Origin of the sequence: Pseudomonas sp. PAMC 29040, assembly GCF_003994535.1 — a bacterium.
GTDB lineage: Bacteria > Pseudomonadota > Gammaproteobacteria > Pseudomonadales > Pseudomonadaceae > Aquipseudomonas > Aquipseudomonas paraversuta.
The window spans coordinates 424087-431637 of the sequence record NZ_RZAA01000005.1; the positions used below are offsets into that span (position 1 = coordinate 424087).

Consider the following 7551-nt stretch of genomic DNA (forward strand, 5'->3'; position numbering starts at 1 on the left):
GCTAAAAACAAAACAGGTGAAGCGATGCAGGCGCAATTGATCGCCCTCGATTGGGGGACAACTTCCCTTCGTGCGTATTTACTCGGATCCACCGGCCAGGTGCTGAAAGTGCGCACCCTGGCCTGCGGCATCATGCAGTTGCCCGGCACTGCCCGACTGGTCGCAGGCCAGTGGTGCGCTGACGGCTTTGAGCTGGCGTTCGACGATGCCTGCGGCGACTGGCTGGATGCCAACCCGGGAGTGCCGGTGATTGCCTGTGGCATGGTCGGCAGTGCCCAGGGCTGGTGCGAAGCGCCTTACCGGGAAACCCCGGCCAGCCTCAATGCCCTGGGCACGGCCTTGCAGAGGGTACGCAGCGTGCGCGGTGTCGACCTGCATATCGTGCCGGGTGTCATCCAGCGTTCAGCCTTGCCCAATGTGATGCGCGGCGAAGAAACCCAGGTGCTGGGGGTAGTGCAAAGTTTCCCGCAACTCAACGACTGCTTGATCGGCTTGCCCGGCAGCCACTCCAAATGGGTGCAGGTGCAGGACGGCAATCTTGTGCACTTCGATACCTTCATGACCGGCGAGCTTTACGCCGCCGTCTGTGAACACACAATCCTGGGGCGCACCCAACAGCGCTCCGAGCAGTTTGATCCAGCAGCCTTTGATCGCGGCGTGCAGGTGGCCTTGTCACCCGACGGCCGGCTCGGGCCGCTGTCGACCCTGTTCAGCGCCCGTACTCTGGGGCTGACCGGGCAGTTGAGCCCCACCCAGCAACCCGACTATGTGTCCGGCCTGTTGATTGGCCACGAGCTGTCAGCGTTGGGCGGCGCAGTACGTGAGCGCCGAGGCGCAGCGCCGATGCCCGCGATCATCCTGATTGGCAATTCCCGACTCTGTGAACGCTACCAGCGGGCCCTGGCCGCCTGCGGGTTCGCGGATGTGCGCCTGGCTGAACAGGCCACCGAGCAAGGTTTATGGCACCTGGCCCAAGCCGCCGGGTTACTCCGTCACACGCAACTGGAGGGCTGAGATGCTCAAGCAAGCACTGGCAAAAAACGGACTGATCGCCATTCTTCGTGGGTTGCGTCCACAAGAGGCGCAGGCCATCGGCAAGGTGCTGTATGACGCGGGTTTTCGTACCCTCGAAGTGCCACTTAATTCCCCCGAGCCGTACGAAAGCATCCGCATTTTGCGCAGTACCCTGCCTGCCGACTGCCTGGTCGGTGCCGGCACGGTGCTGACCCCGGCCCAGGTCGAGCTGGTCAAGGCGGCGGGCGGGCAGGTGATTGTGATGCCCCACAGTGACCCGCAAGTGTTGCGTGCGGCCAAGGCGGCCGGTCTGTACCTGTCACCGGGAGTCGCGACACCGACCGAAGCCTTTGCTGCACTGGCCGAAGGTGCCGATGTACTGAAAATGTTCCCGGCCGAGCAAATGGGCCCGGCCGTGGTCAAGGCCTGGCTGGCGGTGTTGCCTGCAGGAACTTTGCTGATCCCGGTCGGCGGGATTACCCCGGACAACATGCAGGTATTCCTTGATGCCGGGGTGTCCGGTTTCGGGCTGGGTTCGGGGCTGTTCAAGCCCGGCATGAGTGCCGAGGACGTGGCGGTTACCGCCAAAGCTTATGTGCAGGCCTGGAATGCCCGGCGCAAGGCTGACTGAAAGGCGCTTGCGCCCCATCGAACAAGAGAGACAAGACGATGAAAATTACCAAACTGACTACCTATCTGGTCCCGCCGCGCTGGCTGTTCCTGAAAATCGAGACCGACGAAGGCGTCACCGGCTGGGGCGAGCCCGTAGTCGAAGGCCGGGCCCACACCGTGGCGACTGCGGTGGATGAATTGTCGGATTACCTGATCGGCAAAGACCCGCGCAATATCGAAGACATCTGGACCGTGCTCTATCGCGGCGGTTTTTACCGTGGCGGCGCGGTGCACATGAGCGCACTGGCCGGTATCGACCAGGCGCTGTGGGACATCAAGGGCAAGGCGCTGGGGGTGTCGGTCAGCGACCTGCTGGGCGGCCAGGTGCGGGACAAGATCCGTGTGTATTCGTGGATCGGCGGCGACCGTCCGGCCGACACGGCCAGGGCCGCCAAAGAAGCGGTCAGCCGCGGCTTTACGGCGATAAAGATGAACGGTACCGAAGAGCTGCAGTTTGTCGACAGCTTTGAAAAGGTCGATCTGGCGCTGGCCAACGTGGCCGCGGTGCGGGATGCCGTGGGCCCTAACGTGGGGATCGGCGTGGACTTCCATGGCCGGGTGCACAAGCCCATGGCCAAGGTGCTGATGAAGGAACTGGACCCGTACAAACTGATGTTTATCGAAGAGCCGGTGCTCAGCGAAAACTACGAGGCCCTCAAAGAGCTGGCGCCGTTGACCAGCACCCCGATTGCCCTGGGCGAGCGGCTGTTCTCGCGCTGGGACTTCAAGCGCGTGCTCAGTGAAGGCTATGTCGACATCATTCAGCCCGATGCTTCCCACGCCGGCGGTATTACCGAAACCCGCAAAATCGCCAACATGGCGGAAGCCTACGATGTAGCGCTGGCCTTGCACTGCCCGCTGGGGCCGATTGCGCTGGCCGCGTGCCTGCAGCTGGATGCGGTTTGCTACAACGCGTTTATCCAGGAGCAAAGCCTGGGCATCCACTACAACGAAAGCAACGACCTGCTGGATTACGTCAAGGATCCGGCGGTGTTCGACTACGACAAAGGCTTCGTCAAAATCCCCAATGGGCCGGGCCTGGGTATCGAGATCAACGAAGAATACGTGCGCGAGCGCGCGCTGGTTGGCCACCGCTGGCGCAACCCGATCTGGCGCCATGCCGATGGCAGCTTTGCCGAGTGGTAAGTCCCTGATCTGATGCAATACCTGTGGGCGCTGGCAAGCCAGCTCCCACAGGGGTGTCGGACCCTGTATTTGAAACGACCTCAATAACCATAAAAAAGAGGCATGCCCATGTCATCTTCAAGCACTGTCGCGCCTGCGTCTTTGGTGACGCCGAGCCGCAAGCGTTTTTTCATCATGGTCCTGCTGTTCATTACCGTGGTGATCAACTATCTGGACCGCAGCAACCTGTCGATTGCCGCGCCGGCACTGACCACCGATCTGGGGCTGGATCCGGTACATGTCGGGCTGATTTTTTCGGCCTTCGGCTGGACCTATGCGGCCATGCAAATCCCCGGTGGCTGGCTGGTAGACCGGGTGCCGCCGCGCATCCTGTACAGCGTGGCGCTGCTGCTGTGGTCGGTGGCCACGGTGATGCTCGGTTTCGCTGCCAGTTTTATCGCACTGTTCGTATTGCGCATGGCGGTGGGCGCCCTGGAAGCGCCGGCGTATCCGATCAACAGCCGGGTGGTGACCACCTGGTTCCCCGAGCGCGAGCGCGCCACGGCCATCGGTTTCTACACCTCGGGGCAGTTTGTCGGGCTGGCGTTCCTGACTCCGGTACTTGCCTGGCTGCAGCATCAGTGGGGTTGGCACATGGTGTTTGTCAGCACCGGTGTGGTGGGGATTATCTGGGCCGTGATCTGGTACGCGGTGTACCGCGAGCCGCGGGATTTCAAGGGTGTCAATCAGGCTGAGATCGAGCTGATCAGTGAGGGTGGCGGGCTGGTGGATATCCAGAGCCAGACCGCCAAGCGCAAGGCACCGTTCAGTTGGCTGGATCTGGGCATCGTGCTCAGCAAGCGCAAGCTGTGGGGGATTTATCTGGGGCAGTTTTGCCTGAACTCGACGCTGTGGTTTTTCCTGACCTGGTTTCCCACTTACCTGGTGAAATATCGCGGCATGGACTTTATCAAGTCCGGCTTGCTGGCTTCCTTGCCGTTTCTGGCAGCGTTTGTGGGCGTGCTGTGTTCAGGGTTCTTCTCCGACTGGCTGATTCGTCGCGGCTACTCCGTGGGCTTTGCCCGCAAGCTGCCGATCATTGGCGGGCTGCTGATTTCAACGTCAATCATCGGCGCCAACTTTGTCGACTCGACGCCGCTGGTGATTGCGTTTCTGGCGCTGGCGTTTTTCGGTAACGGCCTGGCATCGATTACCTGGTCGCTGGTTTCGACCCTGGCCCCGGCCCGCCTGCTGGGACTGACCGGCGGGGTGTTCAATTTCATCGGCAACCTGTCGGCCATCACCACCCCGATCGTGATCGGTTTTCTGGCCACCGGCGACTCGTTTGCCCCGGCCATCACCTACATCTCGGTGCTGGCGTTGCTGGGTGCGCTGTCCTACATCCTGCTGGTAGGCAAAGTCGAGCGGATCGAACTGTAGGGGCGGGGCCACAGGCAAACCTCAACGGACCCTAGCCGTCAGACAACCGGGCGACCATAATGCCGCCCGGTTCTTCTCCTTAAAGCAAAGGCTGGCTATGCAGGACGACTCCCCGAAAGTTGCACCCACCGGCACGCAAACCCTACTTCGCGGTCTGGCGGTGGTACACGCCGTGGCCAATGGTGCGCGCGACCTCAAAGACATCGCCCGGGCGATTGGCACGACGCGCAGCACGACCCATCGCCTGGCCAGTTGCCTGGTGGACGAGCGTTACCTGCGGGTGTTGCCGCAAGTGGGTTATCTGCTCGGGCCCAAGTTGATCGAACTGGGGTTTCAGGCGCGGGAAGAGGTGCCGCTGGTGACGCTGGCCGGGCCGTACCTGGATGAGTTGTCGTTGCTGACCGGCGATACCATCCATTTGGCGGTGCGCGAAGGCGACGAGGTGCTGTACCTGCATAAAAATCCGGGGCGCAATGGCCCGGAGATGCGTTCGCGGGTAGGGCACCGCATGCCGCTGGCACGTACCGGGATCGGCAAGGCGATGTTGCTGGATGCGCCGTTGGGAGAGTGGCGACGCCTGTACGAAGCCAGCCATCCTGCCGATGGCAAAAACCCGTTGTGGCCGGAACATCAGGAAGTGTCGTGGGAACAGTTTGAACAGCGCATGCGCAGTTATGTGGCGGGGGGCTATGCGTTTGACCTGGAAGACAACGAGCCTTCGATCCGTTGTGTAGCTGCACCGATACGCGATGCCAGCCGCAAAATCGTGGCTGCCATCAGTATCGCCAGCACCGTGCCGTATATGTCACTGGAGAAAATGACCGGCTTGATCCCGGTCGTTACCCAGGCCGCGCAGCAGATATCGGCGGAGCTCGGGGCTGTCGGCTGACCCGATCCCCCACTGCAGCAACCGGCTTGCCAGCGATGGCATCGCAGGCAGGCCGGTTTTCTACAGACAGAAGGTGAGTCTTAAGCCTTCAGGGTTTTCATGTCGATCACAAAACGGTATTTCACGTCGCCTTTAACCACGCGTTCAAAGGCTTCGTTTATGTTTTTGATATCGAGCATTTCGATGTCGCAGGTGATGCCGTGTTCGGCACTGAAATCGAGCATTTCCTGGGTTTCAGCAATGCCGCCGATCAGGGAACCGGCCAGTACGCGGCGCTTGAACACCAGGTTGAACGCATTCAGGGCAGGCTCAACAGGTTCGATCAGACCGACCAGAATGTGTACCCCGTCAAAGCGCAGGGTTTCCAGGTACGGGTTCAGATCGTGTGGTACCGGAATGGTGTCCAGCAGGAAGTCGAAGCTGTCAGCCGCCGCTTTCATCTGCTGCGGGTCGGTGGACACGATCACGTGGTCGGCACCTTGACGGTAGGCCTCTGCAGCCTTGGCTTCAGAACGGGTGAACAGGGTGACTTCGGCGCCCATGGCTTTGGCGAACTTGATGCCCATGTGGCCCAGGCCGCCCATGCCCAGAATGCCGACTTTATCGCCAGCTTCGACACCGTAGTGCTGCAGCGGCGAATAGGTGGTGATGCCGGCGCACAACAGTGGGGCCGCGCTGGCCAGGTCGAGTTTTTCCGGGATACGCACCACGAAGTGTTCGCTGACCACGATGCTGTCGGAGTAACCGCCCATGGTGTTGCTGCCATCCACCCGATCGGGGGTGCAGTAGGTCATGGTCGCGCCTTCAAGGCAGTATTGTTCCAGGTCTTCTTTGCACGCTGAACACTCGCGGCACGAATCAACCATGCAGCCCACGCCGACCAGATCGCCGACCTTGTGTTTGGTGACCTTGTCGCCGACAGCCGTAACTTTGCCGACAATTTCATGGCCCGGCATTACCGGGTAAACAGCAAAGCCCCAGTCGTTGCGTGCCTGGTGAATGTCGGAGTGACAAACACCGCAATACAGGATTTCGATGGCCACATCATCCGGCCGCGGATCGCGGCGGGTGAACTTCATGGGGGTCAGGGGAGCGGTAGGTGTCTGTGTGGCATAACCGATGGCGTTGTACATGGGGAACCTCGAAAAGCGTTAACGGTGAACAGGGGGCAATTTTGCGCTTACAAATCTTGCAGGACTATGACGATTCCTCCGTCTGTCATGCCTATTCCTCCGGCGACGCGGATGAACTGTCGCTTTAATGACCAGTTCTGCGAAGATGCGGCTGTCTATTCCTCTTGTGAACTTATTTCATGTTTCTGACTCGTCACCGCGATGAGAACGCCGTGCTGGTATCGCTTATCAAGCCTCTGGCGACCCGGCTGGGTTTTGTCCATACCTTGATGCCTGAGGTGAGGGTGGTCTCGGCGTGTAATACCGTGGCCCGGATGCCGCAGATCTATGAGCCTAGTCTAATGGTGATCGCCCAAGGCAGTAAGTTGGCCTATCTGGGGCAACGCACCCTGGAGTACGGTGCCGGCCACTACCTGGTACAGGCGCTGTCGGTGCCTTTCGAGTGTGAAACCTTCGCCTCCGAGGACATGCCATTGCTGGGGGTGGCGATCAGTATTGATCGTGCGGTATTGGGCGAACTGGTGCTGGCCATGGGCCTGGACCCTGAGCGCAGTTCGGTGGCGCAGACTCCGGAGTCCATGACCTCGGCAGTGCTGGATGAGGAAATGCGCCAGGCTGTGGAGCGCTTGTTGCGGTGTCTGCATGACCCGCTTGAGTGCCGGATCATGGGTCGTGCGCGATTGCGCGAGGTGCTGTTTGCCGCCTTGCGCGGTCCCCAGGCCGGAGTGTTGCGGGCGCTGGTCGAGCAACAGGGGCAATTCGCCCGGGTGGCCGCCTCGCTGAGTCACTTGCACGAGCACTTTGCCGAACCGTTGAATGTCGAGACGCTGGCCCGCTGCGCCAATATGAGCGCGTCCACCTTTCATGAGCATTTCAAGCGCAGTACCTTGCTGTCGCCGGTGCAGTACCTCAAGCGCCTGCGCCTGTTGCGGGCCCAGCAGTTGCTGCTGAGCGAAGGGCTGGGAGTGGCACAGGTAGCAGAGAGGGTTGGCTATCAAAGCACCTCGCAGTTCAGTCGCGAGTACAAACGCTACTTCGAGCGCAGCCCGGGGCATGAAGGCGCGGGCTGCTGAAGCGCAACTGCACATTCCTCTGTAGGAGCGAGCTTGTCTCGCGAGCTCTTCAGCGCCTTCAAAGCTCGCGAGACAAGCTGTTGTGGCTCAATATTTATGGACCATCATGTAGGAGTATCAACTTAAGGATTCATCATGGGATTTCGGGTCGTAACTGCCGAAGAAAAAGCCGAGGCCATTCGCTTGGTCGTGGAAATGAATTACT

7 protein-coding genes are annotated in these 7551 nt (G+C 60.6%); 6 read left to right on the plus strand and 1 reads right to left on the minus strand.

Annotation, left to right across the window (positions count from 1 at the left end; all coding sequences use genetic code 11):
• Positions 1–24 precede the first annotated feature (24 nt).
• The 5 genes from WG29040_RS12040 (at position 25) to WG29040_RS12060 (ending at position 5140) form a co-directional block, all read left to right on the plus strand.
• Positions 25–1014, plus strand: a complete 990-nt coding sequence (locus WG29040_RS12040; RefSeq protein ID WP_003442448.1) for a 2-dehydro-3-deoxygalactonokinase — start codon at positions 25–27, stop codon at positions 1012–1014.
• A 1-nt stretch (position 1015) separates the two neighbouring features.
• Complete coding sequence (locus tag WG29040_RS12045; protein ID WP_003442445.1) at positions 1016–1645, plus strand: 2-dehydro-3-deoxy-6-phosphogalactonate aldolase; 630 nt, start codon at positions 1016–1018, stop codon at positions 1643–1645.
• Between the two features lie 38 nt (positions 1646–1683).
• Positions 1684–2832, plus strand: a complete 1149-nt coding sequence (dgoD, locus tag WG29040_RS12050) for a galactonate dehydratase (RefSeq protein WP_003442443.1) — start codon at positions 1684–1686, stop codon at positions 2830–2832.
• Between the two features lie 108 nt (positions 2833–2940).
• On the plus strand, positions 2941–4251 hold the full coding sequence (locus WG29040_RS12055) for an MFS transporter (RefSeq protein WP_003442438.1): 1311 nt from the start codon (positions 2941–2943) through the stop codon (positions 4249–4251).
• Positions 4252–4348: 97 nt separating this feature from the next.
• Entirely contained in the window at positions 4349–5140 is a 792-nt protein-coding gene (locus WG29040_RS12060) for an IclR family transcriptional regulator (RefSeq protein ID WP_003442435.1), read from the plus strand.
• Positions 5141–5220: 80 nt separating this feature from the next.
• On the opposite strand, the gene calA is transcribed toward WG29040_RS12060, so the two are convergent.
• Positions 5221–6273 carry a vanillin reductase gene (gene calA, locus WG29040_RS12065; RefSeq protein WP_003442432.1) on the minus strand — a complete coding sequence of 351 codons (1053 nt, stop codon included), beginning with the start codon at positions 6271–6273 and terminating at the stop codon, positions 5221–5223.
• A 179-nt stretch (positions 6274–6452) separates the two neighbouring features.
• Here calA and WG29040_RS12070 point away from each other — a divergent pair, with 179 nt between their 5' ends.
• Positions 6453–7346, plus strand: a complete 894-nt coding sequence (locus WG29040_RS12070) for an AraC family transcriptional regulator (protein ID WP_003442430.1) — start codon at positions 6453–6455, stop codon at positions 7344–7346.
• The last annotated feature ends 205 nt before the right edge of the window (positions 7347–7551 follow it).